We start from the raw sequence: 19109 nt of genomic DNA, 5'->3' as shown, positions 1-19109 counted from the left end.
CTTCAAAAACGGGAAGGAAGTAAAATGCGTGTCTATTACGATCGTGATGCCGATCTGAACCTGATCAAGGGCAAGAAGGTCGCCATCATCGGCTATGGCAGCCAGGGCAGGGCGCATGCGCTCAACCTCAAGGATTCCGGCGCCAAGGAGATCGCGATCGGTCTCAAGGCCGGCTCGGCGACCGCCAAGAAGGTCGAGGCCGACGGGCTCAAGGTGATGAGCGTCGCCGACGCCGCCAAATGGGCCGATCTGATGATGATGGCGACGCCCGACGAATTGCAGGCCGACATCTACAAGAACGAAATCGCGCCGAACATCCGCGACGGTGCCGCGATCGCCTTCGCGCACGGTCTCAACGTGCATTTCGGCCTCATCGAGCCGAAGTCGACCGTCGACGTCGTCATGATCGCGCCAAAGGGCCCGGGCCACACGGTGCGCGGCGAATACCAGAAGGGCGGCGGCGTGCCGTGCCTGGTCGCCGTCAACCAGGACGCCTCGGGCAACGCGCTCGATCTCGCGCTCTCCTACGCCTGCGGCGTCGGCGGCGGCCGTTCGGGCATCATCGAGACCAATTTCCGCGAGGAATGCGAGACCGACCTGTTCGGCGAGCAGGTCGTGCTGTGCGGCGGTCTGGTCGAACTGATCCGCGCCGGCTTCGAGACGCTGGTGGAAGCCGGTTACGCGCCCGAAATGGCCTATTTCGAGTGCCTGCACGAGGTCAAGCTGATCGTCGACCTGATCTATGAAGGCGGCATCGCCAACATGAACTACTCGATCTCGAACACCGCCGAGTGGGGCGAATATGTCTCGGGTCCGCGCATCATCACCGCCGAGACCAAGGCCGAGATGAAGCGCGTGCTGAAGGACATCCAGACCGGAAAGTTCACCTCGGAATGGATGCAGGAATACCGCGCCGGCATGTCGCGCTTCAAGGGCATCCGCCGCAACAACGACAGCCACCAGATCGAGGAAGTCGGCGCCAAGCTGCGCGCCATGATGCCATGGATTTCCAAGAACAAGCTGGTCGACAAGGCCAAGAACTGAGCGAACCACGCTTCGCGATCAATAACGAAAACGGCGCCACGTGGCGCCGTTTTCATTTCTGGTATCAGCCGCAGGCAGCTCAACTATAGGGCGACCAGCACTGCTGGCGCGGGCCGTTATAGGGTTGGAACGTGTTGTCGTAGGCGCGATACGAGCGGTAGCGGTTATAGCACCATTGCACATGCGCGTTCGACAACCGGCCGGCGCGATAATAGCGGCGCGGCGCCGGCGCATAGTAATCGTAGTTGTTGTAGTTGTTGTACATGCTGCCGAGGCCGAGCCCCAGGCCGAGACCGAGGACCGCCGCAGCGCCATCATCGTAGTAGCGTCCGCCACGATAATAATGACGGCCATGGCGCCAGCGCCAGTTGTCGCCGCGGTTCCAGTTGCCGCCACCGTTCCAGTGGCGGCCGCTCCAGTTGCCTCCGCCATTCCAGTGGCGGCCGTTCCAATTGCCTGACCGGCGCCATCTCCAATCGCCGCCGTTGTTTCCGCCAGCCCAGCCCTCGCGGACCGGGATGACCGTCGGCGCGGCGGTGCTGGCCGGGATCGACACATCCGGCTGCAGAATCGGCGCGGCAGCGGATGGCGCCGTGATGCCGGAGACAATACCGAGCGCTATCAGCCCGGATTTGACAGTGGAAGAAAAGAGCGCGTTCATTGCACTTCTCCAAGAGAACAGGCCCCACGCCTACCCTGGGAATGGGCTTACCGTGGACCTTTGCGTCTGAACGGCGGATGAACGGAAAGGTTCCGTCAACCATGGCGCGAAAGCCACCGGGACCAAGGGATCCCTGCTTGTGGTCCTGCGATCTTGTTTTCCGCCGCTCTTGCAGGCAAAGGTCAGCGCATGTCGCTGCGCCTTGCCACCTTCAATGTCGAGAACCTGATGAACAGGTTCGATTTTTCCGGCTTTCGCAACCAGCTCAATGAGGATCGCACGTTGGCGCTCTTCGATATCCAGAGCGAGGCCGAATACAAGATGCTGGAACAGGCGCGCGCCATCGCGCAATCCGACGACACGCGCCAGCTGACGGCGTTGGCGATTGCAGCCGCCCGTGCCGACATCATTTGCATGCAGGAGGTCGACAACATCGAGGCCTTGAAGGCCTTCGAGTACGGCTATCTGTTCAAGATGGTGGGGCAGGGCTACCGCCAGAAATACACCACGTCGGGCAATGATTCGCGCGGCATCGATGTCGCGGTGATGATGCGCAACGAGACCGCGCAGGGACAGCCGATCGAATTCGTGCGCATGACCAGCCACGCCTATGTCACCTACGAGCAGTTCGGATTGCATACGCCCGAGCTGGCGGCCCTCGGCAACCAGCCCAATGAACGCATCTTCCGGCGCGACTGCCTGGAGGTCGACATCAAGGTGGGCGGCGCGCCGATGACGCTCTATCTCGTGCACTTCAAGTCCATGGGCTCTCCCCGCAACGGGCTCGACGGACGCGAGGCGACGATGCCGGTGCGCATCGCGGAGGCGCAAGCCGTGCGGCGCATCATCGAGGAGCGTTTCGGGGCGGAGCACGCGGCCGACAAGCGCTGGGCGATCTGCGGCGACATGAACGATTACCGCCAGCGGGTGAAGATCGCCGGCGATGAAGTCGACGGCTACCGTTTCGAGGTGGTCGACGAGAACCTATCCTGCATCAATGTGCTGACGGCGGGCGGCTTCTGTGAAAATGTGGTCGAGCGGCGGCCGGAAATGAACCGCTGGACCTTCTATCACACACGCGGGCCGCAAGAGCGGCATCTGTGCCAGCTCGACTATATCCTGCTGTCGAAGGGGCTGGCGGCGAAGAACGCCACCGCAGTTCCCGACATCATCCGCAATGGCCAGCCCTGGCGCACGATCTTTCCCGCGGGCCAGGAAGTCGAGCGCTTCCCGCGCGCCGGCTGGGACCGGCCAAAGGCCTCGGACCATTGCCCGGTGGCGATCACGCTGGACATGGCCTGAGCCGACATGAGTTTTGATCTTCCGCGCAATGTCATCCTGCCGGTCGATGCCATCGATGTCCGTCTCGATCCCGGCCCGCATCCCTTCGCGGTGGAGAATGCCGCGGTGATTGCCGAGAACTGGCGGGGCGAGATCGAGGCCAATCCGGCGCTGTTCGACGGCATTGTGGTGCTGCTTTCCGAGCTTGCCTATCGCGACCGCAGCCTTATCGGCCGCTGCCATGCGGTCAATTACTCGACCTTCATGCTGTGGCGGAAGCGGCGCGAGAATTCCGGCGCCGAACACGCCTATGCCCATGCCGTGCTGGTGGCCGGGGACAACGCTCTGGTGGCGATCCGCATGGGACCGCGGACCGTCAGTGCCGGCTGGGTCTATTTCGCCGCCGGTTCGTTCGAGCCGATCGATTTCCGCGACGGTCTCGTCGATGTCGATTTCAACATGATGCGCGAGGTGCGCGAGGAGACCGGTATCGACCTGTCGGATGCCAGGCGTGGTGTGCGCTGGCACGCTCTGTCGACGGCAAGCGGCACCGTCATCTTCCGCCGCTATCACGTCGACGCGCCCGCCGATGAGATCGCGCGCCGAATCTCGGCCTTCGTCGCCACCGAAGCCGACCCGGAGATCGAGGGGCCGGTGATCATCCGCCATGCCGGCGACCTGCCGGACGGCCTGTCGCCGCACATGAAGCCGCTGATCGAGTGGCATTTCGCGCGCGCAGACTAATATCGATGCGTACTGGTTGCATCTGATAGCAGATTTGCTATGTTGATAGCAGTGACATCATTGCAGATTGGAATGATATCGATGAGCGCCGTCACGATCCGCAATTTGCCAGAGGAAACGCTCCGCGCCTTGAAGGTGCGGGCTGCGCATCACGGCCGCAGCACTGAAGCCGAGATGCGTGAAATCCTGGAAACGGCCGTGCGGCCGGCCAATCGGGTCAAGCTCGGCTCGCTGCTCGCCGCCATCGGCCGCGAGGCCGGATTGTCGCAAGAGGATGTCGATACCTTGCAGCAGCTCCGCGACAAAACACCGGGCGAGCCGGTGCGGTTCGAATGATCCTCATCGACACCTGCGTCATGTCTGAGCCATGGAGACCTGCACCCGATCCTCGCGTCATCGCGTGGATCGACGCCCAGGCCGTCGAAACCCTATATCTTTCGGCCGTCACCGTGGCTGAGTTGCGTTTCGGGATCGCGGCCATGCCTTCCGGCAAGCGCCGCACGACCCTGCATGATCGTCTTGAGCAGAACGCGTTGCCGTTGTTTGGAGGCCGCATTCTGCCGTTCGACCTCGACGCGTCGCGCGCCTATGCCGACCTCATGGTACAGGCGCGTGCCGCAGGCAAGGCGATCGGCAACGCCGACGGTTATATCGCGGCGACGGCCGTAGCACACGGTCTCACTGTCGCCACACGTGACACCGGTCCATTCGCGGCCGCGGGCTTGAACACCGTCAATCCGTGGGAAAGCGCGTCGTAGCCCCGCCTGCCACTGAAACCGTACGTCGGTGCCGCGATCATGTCGTGGAGCGGCCAGGCCCTATGATGTCTTGCTTGTGAGTGCCTTGCGGTCGTTGCGCGCGGCGACGAAGAACAGGATGAAGCCGATACCCAGCAACCCACCCATGGCCATTCCCATCGTCTGGCCAACGACCGCCTGGAAATCGGCGGTGACGCGATCGGGATTGGTCATGCCGTAGCGGGCGAGATACCACCAGATGCCTGCAAGGGCGGCCTCGATGATGATCATCACCAGGATCACGCGCGCCTTCTTGCTCATCTGCTGCTCCTCGACCAGATATGCCTTGGCATAACATCGCCAACCCAGTGACGACAGGGTTGGGCAAGGCGGAAACGTCGAAGGTTGTGTAAAACCGGCCCGGAGTGCCGGGCGCCCTCGCAGCTTGCCCTTTTACTCGTGACGCAAGGCGTCGATCGGATCGAGCCTGGCGCCGCGCAGCGCCGGGAAGAAGCCGAACACCATGCCGATCAGCGCGGAGAAGCCGACGGCAAGCAGAATGACGGCCGGGCTAGGCGCGAAAGGTATGGTCAGCGTCACCGAGGCAAGGCCGGCCAGCGCCAGCCCAATCAGGATGCCGATGATGCCGCCAAGCAGCGACAGCACGGTCGCCTCGACCAGGAACTGGATGAGGATGTGCTTTTCATGCGCGCCGATGGCGAGCCTGATGCCGATCTCGCGCGTGCGTTCGGTGACCGACACCAGCATGATGTTCATGATGCCGATGCCGCCGACCAGCAGGCTGACACCGGCGACCGCGCCCAGCATGCCGGTCATCGTCGTGGTGGCGCTGGCCATGGCGTCGGCGATCTGGGTCATGTCGCGGATGGCGAAATCGCTCTCGCGGTCGGGCGTGATGCGGCGCGCATCGCGCAAAATGTCCTCGACGCGCGGCTGCAATTCGCTGGTCGGCGTGCGGTCGTCGGCGGCGATGTAGATGTTGTCGATGTCGCGGTTGCCGGCGATGCGGCGTTGATAGGCGGCGAGGGGCATCAGCACGACATTGTCCTGGTCCTGGCCGAAGCCGGTGTAGCCTTTCGGCTCGAGCAGCCCAACGATCCTGCAGGAGGTGCGGTTGACGCGGATGATCTCGCCCTCGGGATCGCCGGCGCCGAAGAATTGCTGGCGCACCGTCTCGCCGATCAGGCACACACCGGTGCCGGAGCGGGTTTCGGAATCGCTGAACGGTCGGCCGGACACCAGCTTCCAGTCGCGTGCGTCGAGATAGGCGCTGTCGGTGCCGGTGACGCCAGAGGTCAGGCTCTCGGTGCCGAAGATGACGCGTACCTGCTTCTGCGCCGCCGGCGAGATGGCGCGCGCACCGGTGAGATGCGCAACCAGCGCCGCCAGATCCTTTTCCGCCAGCGGCCGCACCGCCTGGTCGAGCCCGCCCGGACCGCCGGGGCCGGCCGGGCGCCCGGCTCGGACGACCAGAAGATTGCTGCCGAGCTTGGAAATGTCGGACTTGACCTTTTGCGTAGTGCCGGAGCCGATGGTCAGCATGGCAATGACGGCGGCAACGCCGATGACGATGCCGAGCAAGGTCAGGAACGAGCGCAGCACGTTGCGGCGGATCGAGCGCAGCGAGAGGCGGACGGTTTCCCAGATCATGCCACCTCCATATTCATGGTGTCGGAGGCGACATGGCCGTCGAGGAAGCGGATGGTACGCTCGGCATATTCGGCGACATCGGCTTCGTGGGTGACCATGGTGACGGTCAGGCCAAGCTCTTTGTTCAGACGCGTCAGCAGCTCCATGATCTCATGCGTGCGTGCGGTGTCGAGATTGCCGGTCGGCTCGTCGGCGACGAGCAGCGTCGGCCTGGTGACGATGGCGCGTGCGATCGCCACGCGCTGCTGCTGGCCGCCGGAGAGTTCGGCCGGCGTGTGATGCTCGCGGCCGACAAGGCCGACCTCGGCCAGCGCCTGCATGGCAAGGTCGCGGCGCTCGCGGGCGGCGACACCACGATAGATCAGCGGCAGTTCCACATTTTCGGCCGCGGTGGTGCGGGCCAAGAGATTGTAGCCCTGGAAGACGAAGCCGACATAAAGGTTGCGCAGCATGGCGCGGCGGTTGCGGTCGAGCCGGCCGGCATCGACGCCCATGAAGGAATAGGTTCCGGCCGTCGGCGTGTCGAGGCAACCGATGATGTTCATCGCCGTCGACTTGCCGGAGCCCGATGGGCCCATGATGGCGACGAATTCACCGCGCCGGATGGCAAGGTCGACTCCGGCCAGCGCATGCACCTTGGCTTCGCCCTGGCCGTAGCTCTTCCAGACCTTGTCGAAGGTGATGAGGGGGGCGCCCGCGGCCACTGCCTCAGCTCCGCGACTGCGAAGCGGTGATGATCTGCGCGCCTTCCTCCAGGCCGGAGGTGATCTCGGTCAGTTCGCCATCGGTCGAACCGATCTTGACGTTGACCGGATGCGGGCGGCCGTTCTCCAGCACATAGAGCGTGCGGGAACCATCGGTCGGGGCCTTCGCCACCGGGCGCTGGCGATTGCCGCGGCCCATGCGGCCGGTGAACAGGTCGCTCAGGCTCCAGCCGCGCGCCGCTTGCTGCGCCGGGCGATAGCGGAAAGCGGACGAGGGCACGGTGAGCACGCCCTTGGCTTCCCTCGTGACCACAGAAACGGTGGCGGTCATGCCGGGCCGCAGCAGCAACTCGTTGTTGTCGACTTCGAGCCGCGCATTGTAGGTGACGACGCCGTCCGTCGTGACCGAGGCATAGGAGATGTCGCGGATTTTGGCATCGAACGGCCGCTCCGGGAAAGCGTCGACGGTGAAACGGGCATGCTGGCCCGACTTGACCGCGCCGATATCGGCTTCGTCGACCGCCGCCACCAGTTCCATGTTCCTCAAATCGGCGGCGATGATGAACAGCACCGGCGCCTGCAGCGAGGAAGCGACCGTCTGGCCGGGGTCGACCGAACGCGTCAGCACGATGCCGTCGATCGGCGCGTAGATGGTGCTGTTGGCAAGGTCGGTCTGCTGCGACTTGAGATCGGCATTGGCGATGGCGAGATTGGCCTCGGCGCTATCGAGCGCCGCCTTGGAACGGTCGCGCGTCGCGGTCGCCGCCTCGAGCGACTGGTCGGTTGCCATGCCACGCTTGGTCAGGGCCGCGGCGCGGACAAGCGCGCTCTCGTTCTCGGCGAGCGTCACCCTGGCGTCCTCCACATTGGCGGCCGCTCCCTTGGCGGACGCTTCGGCGCGTTCGATCTGGACCTGCAGCTTGGCGGTGTCGAGGGCCGCCAGCACGTCGCCCTTCTTCACCTGCTGGTTCTCGTTGACCGCGACCGAGCGTATGATGCCTGAGAGCTGGCTTGATATGTCGACCTGGGTGAGCGGCTGCAGCGTGCCTGTCGCCGACACCTGGACGGTGAGGTCGGCCTTGGCGGCCGGCACCGTGGTGTAGTCAATCCTGGTCGGCGTGCCCGCATACCATTGATAGAGGCCAAGGCCGGCGGCAAGCACGATGAGGGTCAGCAACGCATAGAGCCAGCCACGCCGGCGCGTCCTGCGCCGACCGGTCTGGTCGAGCCCAAGCGCCGTCTCGATGGCGGAATCCGATTCCGTCTTTGGCAGATTGACAATCTGGTCCACGTCGGACCCCTATGATGCGTAATGTCCCTGTCTGTGCACAGATCAGGCTTACCGGTTCGAATATCAAATTAAATTTCGCCCATGTTGGGATTGAGGCAGGGATGCAAACCCGGAATTACTTGCTTTACGATGTGTTTACGACCGAGCGACTGGCTGGCAACCCGCTGGCGGTGGTGTTGGATTGCAAAGGTCTGGACACGACCGCGATGCAGGCCATCGCGCGCGAGTTCAACCTGTCCGAATCGGTTTTCGTGTTGCCGCCGGACAATCCCAAGCACCGCAACCGCATCCGCATCTTCACGCCCGATTATGAAATGCCATTCGCCGGCCATCCGACGGTGGGCTCGGCCATCGCGTTGGCCGAACTGGCGGGCGAGGGCGGCGCCGGCATCTTCGTGCTTGAAGAGAACATCGGCCCGGTGCGTTGCGCGGTCAGCACGCATGATGGCGCCACCTTCGCCGAGTTCGACCTGGCAAAATTGCCGGAGCCGCTGAAGCTGGAGACCGATCCGGAGGCGATCGGCGCCGCCCTTGGCCTGGCGCCGCACGAGATCGGCTTCGAGAATCACCGCATCGCCTTCTGGTCGGCCGGCGTGCCCTATGTGACCATTCCTGTCGCCAATCTCGAAGCGGCGGGCCGCATCCGGCTGGACAACCAGGCATGGTCGGAACTGGCGCCGCGCAAGAGCGAATGGGCCTTCGCCAGCCCGTACGTCTATTGCCGCGAGACGGTGAATCACGAAAGCGCTTTCCATGTCCGCATGATCGTTCCCGGCACGCCTTCCTATGAGGACCCGGCGACCGGTTCGGCAGCGGCGGCCTTCGCCGGCGCCATCATGCATTTCGACGGTCCGACGGACGGGGTTTCGCAGCTATGGATCGAACAGGGACTGGAGATGGGCCGGCCGTCGCGCATCCGCCTCGAACTGACCGTGCAAGGCGGAAAACTGGCGTCCGCGCGCATTGGCGGGCATGCGATCAAGGTGGCGGAAGGCAAGCTTTTCGCCTGATTGGAGAGAGCCCCGGTCGATTTGTCGGGAAATGATTCCAGCAGGGCTGGACAGGACCGGTATCGGCGGCTATATGCCCGCCAACGCCGGTTTTTGCCGGCCGAGTGGGTGCGTAGCTCAGTTGGTAGAGCAGCTGACTCTTAATCAGCGGGTCCACAGTTCAATCCTGTGCGCACCCACCAAATTCCTAGAAGACTTGGTGGAAAGACCCTGAAGGCAAGAGGCGTTTGGCGCGTCTCGCACCGCAATGGCCGTTCACTGCGCCGCTTTGCCAATACTGGCCTTGAACTTGACCTTCATGGCGATCTGCCCGGTCACCGTCATCTGCGATCCCGCAGCGCCTCCCATGCTGCGATCCCTGGCGTTGACGTTCGTGGTCACGCTGGTTACCTCGCACGTGTCGGCGACGGTATCGAGCACCATGGCGCAACTGGCGGCAGCGACCTTGTAGAACGAACGCAGCGCGGTTTGCTGCTGTGTGGCGACATCCTCTTCGTCCTTGACCGGAAGGGTCATGGTCAGGCTGGACTGGACCTTGGCCAGCCCATCGTCGCCCGCGTGCCGGAAGCGGCCGTTCTCATCGACATACTGCGAAAAAGCTGGCGCAGCAGTGCCGAAAAGCAGTGCAATGACAGGTATCGCCTTCAAATACATCGCCTGATCTCCACATGAGATCTACTGATCTCACGTAACAATCAAAACGACGTTATTATTTTGGCTCAATCACGTTAAAAGTTTGACGGATTATTTCTCCGAAACCCCAGCCTCGGCAAAGCTTGCCATCGTCGCATGGCACTCCAGCGCCGAGCGGACGATGTTGACGGCGAGGCACGCGCCGGAGCCTTCGCCGAGCCGCATGCCGAGATCGAGCAGCGGCGGCAGGGCGAGCGCTTCGAGGAGGCCGCGGTGACCCGATTCGGCTGAGACGTGGGCGGCGATCGTGTGCGCAAGGCCGGTCGGGTGCAGCTTCGCCAGCGGCGCGGCGGCGGCGGTGCAGACGAAGCCGTCGAGCAGCACGGGTATGCCGAGATGACGGGCGGCGAGCGTGGCGCCGAAGATGGCGGCGAGTTCGCGCCCGCCGAGGCTGGCAGCGACGCTCAACGGGTCGGCAAGGGCCGCGGCGTGGCGCTTCAGGCCGGCTTCGATGGCGACCACCTTGCGCTTCAGGCCGGCATCGTCGACGCCAGTGCCGCGCCCGGTCCACTTTTCGGCGCCGCCGCCGAACAAGGCAGCCGAAATGGCAGCGGCGGGCGTCGTGTTGCCGATGCCCATTTCGCCAAAGCAGACCAGGTCGAGGTCTTTCGTCACGGCGTCATAGCCCGCCGAGACAGCGGCGAGGAAGGCCTTCTCATCCATTGCCGGCACTTGCGTGAAGTCACCGGTGGGATGGTCGAGATCAAGCGGGATGACGTCGAGTTCCGCGCCGGCGATGCGGGCGAGCTGGTTGATGGCGGCACCGCCGCCGGCAAAATTCGCCACCATCTGCACGGTGACTTCGGAGGGGTAGGCCGACACGCCCTGCGCGGTGACGCCGTGGTTGCCGGCGAAGACGAAGACTTTCACGCGGTCGAGCCTTGGCATGTCGCGGCCTTGCCAGCGCGCCAGCCAGGCGGCGATCGCTTCGAGTTTGCCGAGGCTGCCTTGCGGCTTGGTCAGCGTGTCCTGGCGGCGAGCGACGGCACTGGCGGCCACTTCGCTGCCGGCAGGCAGGTCGAGGCAGGCGGCGCGCAGTTCATCGAGGGATTTGAAGGGCATGGGGGCAATGTCTCCGGAAGGGAATCAGGTCAAGGGGGTCAGGAAAGGGCGACGGAAGCGACGAGAAGCACCGCGATTTCGCTCAACTGCTGCAAGGCGCCAACCGTGTCGCCGGTCTGGCCCTCGATCTGGTTGAGGCAAAGGGCGTGGAAGGCGGCAAAGAACAGGCCGAGCAGGATGAGCGCGGCAATGGCGCCGCCAAGCCCGAGCAGGAGCAGTGGTATCGCGCCGAGCACGGCTCCGGCTATTGCCGTTTCGAGCGAAACGGTGCCGGCGCCAGCCGACAGGCCGTCGGACCGCGCCGGTGGCAAGAGATGCATGAAGGCGCCGAGCACGCCACGCGAGGCTGCGTGCGCCGCCACGAGCGCAAACAGAGCCTGTGTGGGTTCCACCACTTGCGACAGCGCGCTCCAGCGGATCAGCAGCGCCAGCGCCAGCGCCATGGCGCCATAAGCGCCGATGCGGCTGTCGCGCATGATCTCGAGCTTGCGGCCGCGCGACTTGCCGCCACCGAAGCCGTCGGCAACGTCCGACAATCCATCCTCGTGCAGGCAGCCCGTGGTAGCCACGGTTGCAACAAGGGCAAGGGCAGCCGCCGGCCCAATGGCAAGGCCAAAGCGTTCCGCCGTGGCAAAAACGATGGCGCCGATCAGGCCGACGACAAGGCCTGCAATGGGGGCGGCCCAGATCGCGGCGGCGAGGTTGCGGCCGCGAAAATCAAACACGGGCAGCGGCAGGCGGGTGAAGAAGACCAGGCAAAGCGCGATGTCGTCGAGGACTTGCCGGGGCGACAGCGTGATTTTCGGGAGCTTCATGGCCCTAGCTCCTCGCAATCGCATGAAAGAAGGTGCCGCTGACATGGCCGCGCCGGTAGCCTGAGGCGCCGAGCGGATTACCCTGGCCATCGGCAAGGTCAGCCAGCGGCTCGTCATTGCCGGTGGCCGTCATATGCGCATAGTGGAATTCGTGACCCCGGATCAGCGCGCCCTGTGCGCCCAGCGGGCAATCGGCACGCAGCCGCGCCTCGCGGTAGCCAAGATTCATCTTGCGCCTGGCGAAGCTGGTGGAATGACCGAGCAGGCCGAGCATGCGATGCGTTTCGCCTGATGCATCCTCCAGCGCTTCACCAAGCACCATGAAGCCACCGCATTCGCCATGGATCGGCTTTGTCGTGGCGAAACGTGCCATCCCCGCATGGAAATTCACGGCGGCCGCGAGTTTGCCGGCATGAAGCTCGGGATAGCCGCCGGGCAGCCAGCAGACGTCGCAATCCTCGTCCGGCGTTTCGTCGGCGAGCGGCGAGAACGGGACGATTTCCGCGCCGGCGTTGCGCCAATAGGCGGCGACATGCGGGTAGAGGAAGGTGAAGGCGGCATCCTCGGCAAGCGCGATGCGTTGGCCGGGCGGCCGCAGCGCGTCGGCGAAGGAACCTGCTGCCGGGGCGAAGGGCGTTGCCAGGGCCATGACCGCGTCGAGGTCGAGCGACTTCTCCGCCGTGTCGGCGAGCCGGTCGAGATGCGCCATCAGGTCGTCATATTCGCCGGCCTGGACGAGGCCGAGATGGCGCTCGGGCAAATTGAGCGAGGGGTCGCGCAAAATAGCGCCGACGACGGGCAGGCCGATCGCCTCGATGGCGTCGCCGGACAGCTTCCGATGGCGCTCACTGCCCAGCCGGTTGAGCACGACGCCGGCCATGCGCACATCCGGGTCGTACGTGGCAAAACCCTTGGCGACGGCCGCCGCCGTCGTCGACTGGCCTGACACGTCGAGCACCAGCAGCACCGGCAGACCGTAGAGCCGGGCCAGATCGGCAGCCGAACCGGTGCGGCCAGGCGAGGCCGGGATGCCGTCGAACAGGCCCATGGCGCTTTCGAGGATGACGAAATCGGTGTCGTCGGCCGCTTGCGCGGCGAGCGCATTGAGCAGCGACGGTGACATCGCCCAGCTGTCGAGATTGACGCCGGACAGGCCGGTGGCGGCGGTGTGGAAGCCAGGATCGATATAATCGGGGCCGGACTTGGCGCCGCGCACTTTCAGGCCACGCCGGGTGAGTGCGCGCAGGATGCCGATGGTGACGCTGGTCTTGCCCGAACCAGAGCGCGGCGCGCCGATGATGATCGCCCGGGCCGTCATGCCCCGCCCGCCAGTGCCGCGCGCATGGCGACGATGCCGCCGACGACGATCAATGCCGGCGAGGCGAGCCCGGCCGCCGCCGCTGCCTCGGCAATGGTGGCGAGCGTGGCGACGATGGTCCTTTCCCGCGGCGTCGTCGCGGCGACGATCACGGCCGCCGGTGTCGATGGCGCCAGTCCGCCGTCGAGCAGGGCGGCTGCTATGAGAGGCAGATTGGCCATGCCCATGTAGACGACGACCGGCTGGCCGGTGCGGGCGATCGCCGCCCAGTCGAGATCGTCATCGGTGCCGGCGGCGTGGCCGGTCGCCAGAATGACAGCCTTGTTGATGCCGCGCATGGTGGCGGGAATGCCGGTGGCGGCGAGCGCGCTGAGACCCGAGGTCAGGCCGGGCAGCACCCGGAAAGGGATGTTTTGACGCGCCAGCGCCAGCGCCTCTTCGCCGCCACGGCCGAAAATATAGGGATCGCCGCCCTTCAGCCTGATGACGCGGCGGCCTTCGCGCGCCAGTCGAACCAGCAGGGCTGTGATGTCGTCCTGCTTCATCGAGGGCTTGCCGCCGCGTTTTCCCGCAAAGAAAAGCTCGGCACTTCCGGCAACAGCAACCACATCGGGCGATACCAGCGCGTCGTAGACCAGCGCATCCGCCTCGGCCAATGCCGCCAGCACCTCCAGCGTCAGGCAGCCGGGATCGCCGGGACCGGCGCCGGCCAGCCAGACATGCCCCGGCTCAAGCGAACGCGGCTTGAAGTTCAGCCGCGCGAGCGCCTGTTCGAGTGTGGCGTTTTCGCGGTTATTTCCAGTGCTGGCGCTCACAATCCGTCCCGTCCGCGAAAACGCCGCTGGTAATGGGCGTCGTACAATGAACTCTCGCCGAAATCTTGTGCCGCCAGCGAGCGGCCGACGAAAATGAGCGCTGTACGCTCCATCGGATCGGCGGCCAGTTGTGCCTCGATGGATTCCAGCGTGCCGGTCATCACGCGCTGGTCCGGCCAGGAGGCGCGGAAGACGATCGCCACCGGGCAATCGCCGCCATAGTGCGGCGTCAGCTCGGCGACGACGCGGTCGATGGCGTGGATGGCAAGGTGGATGGCCAGCGTGGCGCCGGTGCGGCCGAAGCCGGCCAGGGTTTCGCCCGGCGGCATTTTCGACGCACGTCCGGAAACGCGGGTCAGCACCAGGCTTTGCGCGACTTCGGGGATGGTCAGCTCGCGGCGAAGTGCGGCGGCGGCGGCCGCGAAGGAAGGGACACCCGGCGTCAGCGTGTAGGGGATGTTATGCTTTTCCAACCGGCGGATCTGCTCGGCGACGGCACTCCACACCGACAGGTCGCCGGAATGCAGGCGGGCAACATCATGACCGGCCATGTGGGCGGCCACATATTCAGCCTCGATCTCGTCGAGCGACATCGGCGCGGTGTCGATCAGCTTCGTTCCCGGCGCGCAATGCTGCAGCAGTTCCGGCGCGACGATGGAGCCGGCGTGGAGGCAGACCGGGCAACTCGCCAGGAGCCTTGCGCCACGCAGCGTGATGAGGTCGGCCGCACCTGGGCCGGCGCCGATGAAATGGACGGTCATGGCGCGTCTCCGCTGATGGCGATGGCGCAGGTGACCGGACCGAGCACGGTGCGGGGCCCAAGCAGCGTCGCGCCTCTGCCGGCGACGGCAAGGGCGGAGGCTTCCGAGACCGATGGCGTGCCCGCCAGCTCCCGCGAGAGACTGGAGCTGCTGAGCGCCCCCGGCGAGGCGGCCTGAAGGGCTGCGTCGTCGACGATAATGACGGGAAGGTTCAGCTTGCGACCGGCGGCGGCGATGGCGTCTTCATCCTTCTTGAGCGCCGCGGTCGCCAGTGCCGAAAGAGCAGTCATCGCCAGGCCATGCGCTTCGAGCGCGGTTTCTATGGCCGCGAGCACGTCCTCGACGGCGACGCCCCTTCGGCTGCCGATGCCCGCGACCATCATGGCTTCACCCAGCTCCATTGCGTGACGGGCATGGCCGGCCGCCATGCCTGCATGGAGCCGACCGGCGAAGCGCGGGAGATGCCGATGCGGGTGAGGTCGCCGCCGCGCTTTGTGTGCTGGGCGAGGAGCAGGGCTTCCATTTCCAACGTCACCGCGTTGGCGACAAGACGGCCGCCGGCGCGCAAGGCTCTGATGGCGGCATTCATGACGCCGGCGTCGCTGCCGCCGCCGCCGATGAAGATGGCATCAGGTGTCTCCAGTCTGGCCAGGGCCTTGGGCGCGCTGCCTTCCACAATGACAAGGCCGGGAACGCCGCAGGCAACGGCGTTGTGGCCGATGCGGGCGGCGCGAGCCGGGTCGGCCTCGATGGCGATGGCGCGCAGCGAAGGGTGGGCGAGCATCCATTCGATGCCGATCGAGCCCGAGCCGGCGCCGACATCCCACAGCAATTCGCCCCGCCTCGGCGCCAGCGCCGACAGGGTGATAGCGCGGATTTCGCGCTTGGTGATCTGGCCGTCATGCTCGAACAGATGGTCGGCGAGGCCTGCCGTGAGCGACAGCACGCGCGCCTGCGGGGCCGAATCAATTTCGATGGCCAGGACATTGAGCGGATTGATGTTTTCGAGGTCGAAGGCATCGGCGCAAGCCGAGCGCAACGTCTCCTTCGGCCCGCCCAACGCTTCCAGCACCGTCAGCCGCGAAGTGCCGAAGTCGAGTTCGGCGAGCAGGCGGGCAACCGCCGCCGGAGCGAAGCCATCGGATGTCAGCGCTAGGATGCGGGCGTTGGGCTGCAGCAGTGGGCGGATCAGGTCGATCGGGTGGCCGTGCAGTGAGACGGTCTCGATATCCTGTAGCGCCCAGCCAAGCCGCGCCGCGGCCAGCGACAACGCCGACGGTGCTGGTATGACGTGCATCTCGCGCGGCTTGACCTTGCGGGCGAGGGTGGCGCCGACCCCGTGGAAGAACGGGTCGCCGGAGGCGAGCACGCAGACGTTCCTACCGGCAAGCGCCAGGACGTCGGCCATCCCGGCATCGAAAGGAACCGGCCAGGGACGCGGCTTGCCCTTGGCGAAGGAAGCGACGAGCGCCAAGTGCCGCTTGCCGCCGAAGATGAACTCCGCCTCGGCGATCCGCCGCTTGGCCTCGTCGCCGAGACCCGCTAAACCGTCCTCACCGATGCCGACGATTGTGAGCCATCTCGGGTTGGGCTTGGCGGCGCGGGGACCCTCAGCAGGCATGATGACCCACCGCATTCTGATCCTCGGCGGCACCACCGAAGCCCGGCAACTGGCCGGAAAACTGGCGGCGCGCGCCGATTGCTCGGTCACGCTGTCGCTGGCCGGCCGTACGGAAAACCCCGTCGCGCAGGGCGTACCCGTGCGAAGTGGAGGGTTCGGGGGTGCCGACGGTGTGGCCGCTTACCTCAGGGAGAAAGGCACTGGTCTGCTGATCGACGCCACGCATCCCTACGCGGCGCGTATCTCCGTCAATGCCGCGCAAGCGGCACGCGCCACTGGCGTGCCGATCCTTGCCTTGCGGCGTCCGGGCTGGGATGTCGTCCAGGGCGACCGCTGGCTTGAGGTGGACAGCGTTGCCGGGGCGGCACGGGCGCTTGGCGATGTGCCGCGCCGCGTGTTTCTGGCGCTTGGCCGGCAGGAGGTCGCCGCCTTCGAGGCTGCGCCCCAGCACCACTACCTCATCCGCAGCGTCGATCCGGTCGAGCCGAAGCTGGTTATGCCCGATGCCGACTATCTGCTCGCGCGGGGGCCATTTGACGAGACCGACGAGCGCGTGCTGCTCGAAAAGCATCGCATCGATGTCGTGGTGTCGAAGAACAGCGGCGGCACGGCGACATACGGGAAGATTGCCGCGGCGCGAACGCTCGGCATCGAGGTGATCATGGTGCGCAGGCCCGTCCTGCCGGATGTGCCCTCGGCTGAGACCGTCGAAGCGCTGGCCGCGATGGTCCGTCATTTCGTCGAGCCCGATGCCGAGCGCGGCGTGTAGACCAGCGCCGGCTTTTCGCCGCGCTTGATGATCCGGGTCTCCGGCGAGCCGATGATGATGCAGGTCGCCATGTCGGCCTTTTCGGCGTCGACATCGGCCAGCAGATAGACCTCGATGCGTTCGTCCGGCCGGCCGGCGGCGCGGCCGAAGATCACCGGCGTCGTGCCGGGCAGGATGGCGGCCAGGCATTCGAAGGCGCGGCCAAGCTGCCAGGGACGCGCCTTGCTGATCGGATTGTAGAGCGCGATGACGAAGCCGGCGCCGGCCGCCGCCAGAAGACGCAGTTCGATCAGATCCCAAGGCTTTAGATTGTCGGACAGCGAGATAGCGCAGAAGTCGTGGCCAAGCGGCGCGCCGATGCGGGCGGCGACCGCGAGCATGGCGGTGACGCCGGGCACGACGGCGACATCGACCGTGCGCCATTCGGCTGGGCCGGCCTCGATGGCCTCGCAGACCGCTGCGGCCATGGCGAAGACGCCGGGATCGCCGCCCGACACCACGGCGACGTCGTGACCCTCGGCGGCCTTGGTCAAGGCATCCTTGGAGCGGGCGAGTTCCTCGCGGTTGTCGGAAGCGACACGGGTCTGGTCCGGGCGCAGGTCGAGCCGGTCGAGATATGGCTTGTAGCCGTAGAAGAATTTTGCCTCGACGATAGCGCGGCTGGCTTGCGGCGTGACCTGGTCGGCATTGCCGGGCCCAAGGCCGATGACGGTGAGACGGCCGCTCATATCTGGGCTCCAGCCGCGCCCGGTCGACCGGACCAGCCGGCAACCAGCACGATGGCGAAGTAGGGCGCCTTGTCGTCCGGCTTGTCGGCAAGTTTCATCGAGACGCTGCCGGCCATCGTGCCGCGCTCGACATAGACGGCGCGCGTCAGCCTGCCGGTCGCCTCAAGCGCGCGCCTGATCTTGGGCAGGTTGCGGCCGACCTTCATGATGACGGCGGCGTCGGTGTCGGCGAGGCGGCGCGTCAGCTCGAACTCGCTCATCGTGCCGGGCAGCACGGTCAGCACGTCGTCGCCCTGGACGATCGGCACACCGGTCTGCGACCAGCAGCCGGACATGGCGGTGATGCCGGGGATGACCTCGGTGGGGAAACGATGGGCAAGGCGGACATGCAGGTGCATGTAGGAGCCGTAGAACAGGGGATCGCCTTCGGACAGCACGGCAACCATCCTGCCGGCGTCGAGGTGCTCGGCGACCTGTTCCGCCGACCCCTCGTAGAAACCCGTGATCTGCGACCGATAATCGTCGTGATCTTTGTCGATCTCGGTGGTCACGGGATAGAGCAGCGGCAGTTCCAGCATGTCGGGCCGGAAGCGCGCCTCAACGATGGCGCGCGCATTGCTGTTGTTGCCGCGTTTGGCGAAATACGCCACGACATCGGCCTCGGCCAGCACCCGCGCGGCCTTCAGCGTCAACAATTCTGGGTCGCCGGGACCGGTGCCGACACCAACGAGACGGCCTTTGGGGAGCGCGTTCACAGACCCGGCCTCGCCAGTGAATTGAGCGCGGCGGCGGTCATGGCGCTGCCTCCAAGCCTGCCGCGCACGATGGCATAGGGCACGCCATAGGAATTCTCGGCCAGTGCGTCCTTGGATTCGGCAGCGCCGACGAAGCCGACCGGCATGCCGATAATGGCCGCCGGCTTCGGCGCGCCATCGCGCAACTTCTCCAGGAGATAAAAGAGGGCGGTCGGTGCGTTGCCGATGGCGACCACCGAACCGGCGATGCGCTCGCCCCAGAGGTCGATGGCGGCCGCCGAGCGGGTATTGCCGATCTGCCTCGCGATGTCGTGCGTGCGCGGGTCGCGCAAGGTGCAGATCACCTCATTGCCGGCCGGCAGCCGGGCGCGGGTGACGCCATGCGAGACCATTTCGGCGTCGCAGAAGATCGGCGCGCCGGCGGCAAGGGCTTTGCGCGCGGCGCTGACGAAGTCGGGGGAGAAAACGAAATGACTTGCTGCCTCGACCTGGCCGCAGGCATGGATCATGCGGATGGCGACATCGGCCTCGGCCTCGGAAAAGCGCGAGAGATCGGCCTCGGCGCGGATGATGGCGAAGGAGCGCTCGTAGATCGCCGTGCCGTCGTGGATATAGTCGTAGGCGGCCAT

At 65.7% G+C, this 19109-nt stretch carries 23 protein-coding genes and 1 tRNA gene; 8 read left to right on the top strand and 16 right to left on the bottom strand.

Going from position 1 to position 19109, the window contains the following annotated elements; genetic code table 11:
* Positions 1 to 24: 24 nt before the first annotated feature.
* Entirely contained in the window at positions 25 to 1044 is a 1020-nt protein-coding gene (gene ilvC, locus FJ943_RS20040; protein ID WP_013531065.1) for a ketol-acid reductoisomerase, read from the top strand.
* 79 nt (positions 1045 to 1123) lie between these two features.
* On the opposite strand, the gene FJ943_RS20035 is transcribed toward ilvC, so the two are convergent.
* Positions 1124 to 1705 carry a BA14K family protein gene (locus tag FJ943_RS20035; RefSeq protein ID WP_140724080.1) on the bottom strand — a complete coding sequence of 194 codons (582 nt, stop codon included), beginning with the start codon at positions 1703 to 1705 and terminating at the stop codon, positions 1124 to 1126.
* A gap of 189 nt (positions 1706 to 1894) precedes the next feature.
* On the opposite strand from FJ943_RS20035, the gene FJ943_RS20030 reads away from it, so the two are divergent.
* The 4 genes from FJ943_RS20030 (at position 1895) to FJ943_RS20015 (ending at position 4488) form a co-directional block, all read left to right on the top strand.
* On the top strand, positions 1895 to 3007 hold the full coding sequence (locus FJ943_RS20030; RefSeq protein ID WP_015317313.1) for an endonuclease/exonuclease/phosphatase family protein: 1113 nt from the start codon (positions 1895 to 1897) through the stop codon (positions 3005 to 3007).
* Positions 3008 to 3013: 6 nt separating this feature from the next.
* Positions 3014 to 3730 (top strand): hypothetical protein, encoded by a 717-nt coding sequence (locus FJ943_RS20025; protein WP_140724078.1) that lies wholly within the window; start codon positions 3014 to 3016, stop codon positions 3728 to 3730.
* 81 nt (positions 3731 to 3811) lie between these two features.
* The gene (locus tag FJ943_RS20020; protein WP_140615778.1) at positions 3812 to 4066 is read left to right on the top strand and encodes a plasmid stabilization protein; all 255 of its coding nucleotides are present in this window, start codon (positions 3812 to 3814) and stop codon (positions 4064 to 4066) included.
* Positions 4063 to 4488: a type II toxin-antitoxin system VapC family toxin gene (locus tag FJ943_RS20015; protein ID WP_140724075.1), complete on the top strand. Its 426-nt coding sequence runs from the start codon at positions 4063 to 4065 to the stop codon at positions 4486 to 4488. The genes FJ943_RS20020 and FJ943_RS20015 overlap by 4 nt, the downstream gene beginning before the upstream one ends.
* Before the next feature lie 60 nt (positions 4489 to 4548).
* Here the strand turns inward: FJ943_RS20015 and FJ943_RS20010 are convergent, their stop codons facing one another.
* The 4 genes from FJ943_RS20010 to FJ943_RS19995 all read right to left on the bottom strand — a co-directional run bounded on the left by FJ943_RS20010 (position 4549) and on the right by FJ943_RS19995 (position 8133).
* Entirely contained in the window at positions 4549 to 4788 is a 240-nt protein-coding gene (locus tag FJ943_RS20010) for a hypothetical protein (protein WP_140615780.1), read from the bottom strand.
* A 132-nt stretch (positions 4789 to 4920) separates the two neighbouring features.
* Positions 4921 to 6138 carry an ABC transporter permease gene (locus tag FJ943_RS20005; RefSeq protein WP_140714719.1) on the bottom strand — a complete coding sequence of 406 codons (1218 nt, stop codon included), beginning with the start codon at positions 6136 to 6138 and terminating at the stop codon, positions 4921 to 4923.
* A complete protein-coding gene (locus FJ943_RS20000; RefSeq protein ID WP_140714721.1) occupies positions 6135 to 6842 on the bottom strand; it encodes an ABC transporter ATP-binding protein in 708 nt (235 codons plus the stop codon). Before FJ943_RS20000 ends, FJ943_RS20005 begins: the two co-directional genes overlap by 4 nt.
* Before the next feature lie 4 nt (positions 6843 to 6846).
* Positions 6847 to 8133 carry an efflux RND transporter periplasmic adaptor subunit gene (locus FJ943_RS19995; RefSeq protein ID WP_140660983.1) on the bottom strand — a complete coding sequence of 429 codons (1287 nt, stop codon included), beginning with the start codon at positions 8131 to 8133 and terminating at the stop codon, positions 6847 to 6849.
* A gap of 101 nt (positions 8134 to 8234) precedes the next feature.
* Here FJ943_RS19995 and FJ943_RS19990 point away from each other — a divergent pair, with 101 nt between their 5' ends.
* Positions 8235 to 9143: a PhzF family phenazine biosynthesis protein gene (locus FJ943_RS19990; protein WP_140724073.1), complete on the top strand. Its 909-nt coding sequence runs from the start codon at positions 8235 to 8237 to the stop codon at positions 9141 to 9143.
* A 106-nt stretch (positions 9144 to 9249) separates the two neighbouring features.
* Positions 9250 to 9325 (top strand) — tRNA-Lys (locus FJ943_RS19985).
* A gap of 73 nt (positions 9326 to 9398) precedes the next feature.
* Here FJ943_RS19985 and FJ943_RS19980 read toward each other — a convergent pair.
* The 8 genes from FJ943_RS19980 to cbiE form a co-directional block, all read right to left on the bottom strand.
* Positions 9399 to 9797 (bottom strand): hypothetical protein, encoded by a 399-nt coding sequence (locus tag FJ943_RS19980; RefSeq protein WP_140724070.1) that lies wholly within the window; start codon positions 9795 to 9797, stop codon positions 9399 to 9401.
* 90 nt (positions 9798 to 9887) lie between these two features.
* A complete protein-coding gene (cobT, locus tag FJ943_RS19975) occupies positions 9888 to 10898 on the bottom strand; it encodes a nicotinate-nucleotide--dimethylbenzimidazole phosphoribosyltransferase (protein WP_140724067.1) in 1011 nt (336 codons plus the stop codon).
* Between the two features lie 38 nt (positions 10899 to 10936).
* On the bottom strand, positions 10937 to 11713 hold the full coding sequence (cobS, locus tag FJ943_RS19970) for an adenosylcobinamide-GDP ribazoletransferase (protein ID WP_140724064.1): 777 nt from the start codon (positions 11711 to 11713) through the stop codon (positions 10937 to 10939).
* 4 nt (positions 11714 to 11717) lie between these two features.
* The gene (locus FJ943_RS19965) at positions 11718 to 13031 is read right to left on the bottom strand and encodes a cobyrinate a,c-diamide synthase (protein ID WP_140724061.1); all 1314 of its coding nucleotides are present in this window, start codon (positions 13029 to 13031) and stop codon (positions 11718 to 11720) included.
* Entirely contained in the window at positions 13028 to 13846 is an 819-nt protein-coding gene (cobA, locus tag FJ943_RS19960; protein WP_140724058.1) for a uroporphyrinogen-III C-methyltransferase, read from the bottom strand. The genes FJ943_RS19965 and cobA overlap by 4 nt, the downstream gene beginning before the upstream one ends.
* Entirely contained in the window at positions 13843 to 14607 is a 765-nt protein-coding gene (cobM, locus tag FJ943_RS19955; protein WP_140724055.1) for a precorrin-4 C(11)-methyltransferase, read from the bottom strand. The genes cobA and cobM overlap by 4 nt, the downstream gene beginning before the upstream one ends.
* Entirely contained in the window at positions 14604 to 14990 is a 387-nt protein-coding gene (locus tag FJ943_RS19950) for a cobalamin biosynthesis protein (RefSeq protein ID WP_140724052.1), read from the bottom strand. The genes cobM and FJ943_RS19950 overlap by 4 nt, the downstream gene beginning before the upstream one ends.
* Entirely contained in the window at positions 14987 to 16228 is a 1242-nt protein-coding gene (gene cbiE / locus FJ943_RS19945) for a precorrin-6y C5,15-methyltransferase (decarboxylating) subunit CbiE (RefSeq protein WP_140724049.1), read from the bottom strand. Before cbiE ends, FJ943_RS19950 begins: the two co-directional genes overlap by 4 nt.
* A gap of 1 nt (position 16229) precedes the next feature.
* Here cbiE and FJ943_RS19940 point away from each other — a divergent pair, with 1 nt between their 5' ends.
* Positions 16230 to 16997 (top strand): cobalt-precorrin-6A reductase, encoded by a 768-nt coding sequence (locus tag FJ943_RS19940; RefSeq protein WP_140724046.1) that lies wholly within the window; start codon positions 16230 to 16232, stop codon positions 16995 to 16997.
* On the opposite strand, the gene FJ943_RS19935 is transcribed toward FJ943_RS19940, so the two are convergent.
* Genes FJ943_RS19935 through FJ943_RS19925 form a run of 3 tightly spaced genes read right to left on the bottom strand, consistent with a single transcriptional unit; the run spans position 16961 to position 19109 of the window.
* Positions 16961 to 17725, bottom strand: coding sequence for a precorrin-3B C(17)-methyltransferase (locus tag FJ943_RS19935; protein ID WP_140714735.1), 765 nt, complete (start codon positions 17723 to 17725; stop codon positions 16961 to 16963). The genes FJ943_RS19940 and FJ943_RS19935 overlap by 37 nt on opposite strands.
* Positions 17722 to 18480, bottom strand: a complete 759-nt coding sequence (locus tag FJ943_RS19930; protein WP_140714737.1) for a precorrin-2 C(20)-methyltransferase — start codon at positions 18478 to 18480, stop codon at positions 17722 to 17724. The genes FJ943_RS19935 and FJ943_RS19930 overlap by 4 nt, the downstream gene beginning before the upstream one ends.
* Entirely contained in the window at positions 18477 to 19109 is a 633-nt protein-coding gene (locus FJ943_RS19925; RefSeq protein ID WP_140615803.1) for a precorrin-8X methylmutase, read from the bottom strand. The genes FJ943_RS19930 and FJ943_RS19925 overlap by 4 nt, the downstream gene beginning before the upstream one ends.

It is taken from the genome of Mesorhizobium sp. B2-3-10 (assembly GCF_006442275.1).
GTDB classification, from domain to species: Bacteria; Pseudomonadota; Alphaproteobacteria; order Rhizobiales; family Rhizobiaceae; genus Mesorhizobium; species Mesorhizobium australicum.
The sequence above is the reverse complement of the archived record's forward strand: the minus strand, read 5'-3'. Positions and strand labels throughout refer to the sequence as shown.